Source organism: Thermodesulfobacteriota bacterium (assembly GCA_039028315.1).
Lineage (GTDB): Bacteria > Desulfobacterota_D > UBA1144 > Nemesobacterales > UBA2774 > CR02bin9.
In genome coordinates this window covers 1-3,373 of record JBCCIH010000218.1, presented here as the reverse complement: position 1 = coordinate 3,373, position 3,373 = coordinate 1, and the positions used below count along the sequence as shown (strand labels likewise).

3 protein-coding genes are annotated in these 3,373 nt (G+C 39.9%); 1 reads left to right on the top strand and 2 read right to left on the bottom strand.

From position 1 onward, the window contains the following. A partial coding sequence (locus AAF462_11045) for a YSC84-related protein (GenBank protein MEM7009658.1) occupies positions 1–501 on the top strand: 501 nt, incomplete at its 5' end. A 22-nt stretch (positions 502–523) separates the two neighbouring features. Here AAF462_11045 and AAF462_11040 read toward each other — a convergent pair. Next, positions 524–2,005, bottom strand: a complete 1,482-nt coding sequence (locus tag AAF462_11040) for a DUF2779 domain-containing protein (GenBank protein MEM7009657.1) — start codon at positions 2,003–2,005, stop codon at positions 524–526. Positions 2,006–2,046: 41 nt separating this feature from the next. Then, positions 2,047–3,373: TolC family protein (locus AAF462_11035; protein ID MEM7009656.1), on the bottom strand; the 1,327-nt coding region annotated here is incomplete at its 5' end.

Sequence of the window (3,373 nt, the reverse complement as noted above, 5' to 3'; positions counted from 1 at the left end):
GGTGCTAAAGATGTTGCTAAAGAAAGAAAAGAGATAAACGATAAAACAACTGAGACTCTAAAGCGGTTATACAAACTTCAACCTGAATCCAAACAAGCGATTAGTGGAAGCTATGGTTATGCTGTGTTTAGTAATTTTGGTATGAAGATATTTGTAGCAGGCGGAGGTAAGGGAAAAGGGGAGGCTATTAACAATACAAGTGGCAAACATACATATATGAAAATGCTCGAAGTTCAGGCCGGTCTTGGAATAGGCATAAAGAGGTTTCAAGTTGTTTTTGTGTTTGAAAACAAATCGGTTTTTGATCAATTCATCAACTCCGGCTGGGAATTTGGCGGCCAATCTACCGTAGCAGCAAAGCTGGACGATGATGGAGGAGCCTTTACAGGCGCAGCGATAGTCTCACCAGGGGTGTGGATCTATCAGCTCACTGAGGATGGCCTTGCACTTGAAGTGACTGTAAAAGGTACTAAATATATGAAAGACGATGATCTAAACTGAGAATGAACACAATAAATTTATATCATAATTCTTTCAAATGCTTGAAAATTTTCACCATGGCCAGCGTGTCCAATTTGCAGTATTCAAGAAGTGATTTTTGAAGTTCGGCTCGCTCTGAACGATTGAGCTCTTCGAATATGGTTCTATGCCAGCCTTCCATTGCAACTGTTCCACTTTGTATTTCCAGATCCTGATATGAGAACTCTGGGCACAAAACCGGCAGGACTTTTTTGATCGATGTTTTGCCCTTAAATCCTGGATGTTTATAGTCATCTTTGAATATTCTTTCTAAATCAAATGTTCTCTCGTTTAAGTTTAGAAGAAACTCTTTGTATTCAGGATATATTTCCCCAATTTGCGTGTTTCTCGTGTTCTCGAAAGAAGCATGCCACGAGATCAGACTTCCCTTTTGAGGAATAGTCTCAATTAGAAATTCAATTAAATCTACAGGTGCATTGTTAATGTTTTCCGCAAGGTATTCAAAATGCTCTAAGTTTGTGTTTTCATCTAAGATATGAATAGATACTTGAAAAGGGATATGCTGGTGCGGGGAAAATTTCTCAACTTTTGGTATTGCTGATACATAAGTTTCATAATCTAAGAATATAAGCGGATATTCGAGCTCAGAAATAGTATTCCTAATTTCGTCAACATTAATTTTCGGTACTTGAGACTTTTCCAGGTCAACTTGTACCCTTTGGTTTGGAGTGAGTTTAAAATCTTCGGGGATATCCACTATATTTATAATTAGACTATCCACTAAATCCCTTAATCCTTTAGCGCTAATTCGTGCGATATCATGAATTGAATAGTCTGGAACATCTTGATTTAGTACATTAAATGAAGAGCAGTGGTTTCTTCTTGAGGAGTAAAGGCATGTACAGTCATTTAATTCTATTTCTTCTCTGCCCAGAAATTTAAGAGCCTCCAAGGCATGCATTTTTATCATCGCTAGTTCCTGATCAACTTGATCGCTGATGTCAGTTATAGAAAAGAGATCAAATATTTCAATATCCCCATTTTTTTTAAACTCTTTATTCAGATGAATAATATAAGTTTGTTCAACTGGCACACCGACAGTAGTCATGACCAGTTTTTGAAATGCCACATCATAAATATTGTTTTCATCCCTACCGGTTTTGATTGCAGTCGAGGATTTAACTTCATATATAGTCCAAGAGTCTGAGAATTCGTTATAAACTAAAACGTCTATTTTAGCTAAGAGACCATCCTCTGAAATAAAAGTCGCTTGAAAAATCGGCGAGGCTTTTTGCTCAATTAACTCTTTAGTTTCAATCGCTGCTTTTTCGTTGCGGCCTTGTACTAAAGCGCCTTGCCCAAATATTTGCCTGGCATACTGCTCAACCTCATATCCTTCGTCTATCAGTTTTTGATTAAACTCCGTGACAGCAGGGGGGATATAAAGGTCAGAATTGTTCTTTTTAAGCCATAGACATTTGGCGCATTTTAAATATTCGCCGAAATCAGTTTTGGATAAATACATATATAAATCTTAGCACAATTGCATATGAAGTGAATTAAGAATTAGTAAGATACAGGCTGTGTCTGGATTACTTGACCGCTCTGCATTTCTTGAGGTGATATCCAACCGCCTCCCAATGCTTTATATAGTCTTACGTAAGCATTGTAGTATTCTTGTGTGGCTTGGGATAGATCAAGCTGAGCAGAGAATTGTGCCCTTTCAGAATCCAGCACTTCTAGATAGCTTGAAAATCCTTGGTCATACCTTAGTTTTGACAGACGGTTTGCATTTTCCGCAGCTTTAACCTGGCTTCTTAGCGCTATGAGCTGCTCTCTGTAGGTTTGAATGTCAACTAAAGCATCAGACACTTCTCTAAAAGCGTTAAGGACTACATTCTGATAGCTGTAAAGCGCCTGCTCTGTTCTGGTCTCTTCAATCTCAACCCTAGCTTTGTCCTGGCCAAAGTTGAAAATAGGTCCTGCAAGCCCGGCAGCAATATTCCATGCAAATCCTTCTATTGTCATTGTTGTGGCTTCGTTCGTGGCCGCTCCCGCAGCTCCGGAAATGCTAATAGAAGGGAATCTCTCAGCAACTGCTACTCCAATTAGCGCATTCTGTGCCTGAATCAAATAAAGCGCTTCTAAAATATCCGGTCTTCTCTCTAGCAGCTCTGACGGCAGTCCAGAGGGAACATCCGGAGGTATTGTTTGCTCATACAGGTCAAGATCGGTTCTTATCTCCATTGGGAAAGTTCCCAACAGCACGCTTATAGCATTTTCTGTGTTTGCTATTAGCCTCTTATTAAGTGGTACTGCAGCAGCTGCAATCTCTCTTTGTACCTGAGCCTGATTAAGATCAATCTCAGGTATTACTCCTCTATCCAAACGCTTTTGTATAATCTCAAGACTCTCGTCTCTGGATTCTAAGGTCTGCTCAGAAACCCTGAGCCTCTCTTTAAAATCAAGCAGCATGAAATATGCTCCAACCACTTCAGATATAAGACTTATTTGGACTGTTTTTTTAGCATACTCTGTTGCTAGTAGCTGGGCTCTTGCAGATTCGTTAGCTCTTCTAAACTTGCCCCAAAAATCAATCTCCCAATTCACAACCGGTGAAATAAAGGCGCTGTTTGTGGGTTCATCTGGGTCACTTGAAATTATTCCTCCGTTAAAGTTCCCTCTGTTAGCCCCGCCTTGTACATCGAGTCTTGGATAAAGGTCAGCTTCTGTGAATACTAAAAATGAACGGGCCTCTTCTATTCGGCTAATGGCAATTAGAAGGTCTTTGTTCTGCTCTAGAGCTGTGTTCACGAGCGATACTAGTACTGGATCATTGAAGAGTTCCCACCAAATCAGATTTACTTCCTGCCCGTCATATTGCCCCGCGAAT

What these genes read in the sequence shown, in the direction of transcription:
- AAF462_11040 (MEM7009657.1), bottom strand. Translation starts at nt 2,005, where the DNA reads ATGTATTTATCCAAAACTGATTTCGGCGAATATTTAAAATGCGCCAAA.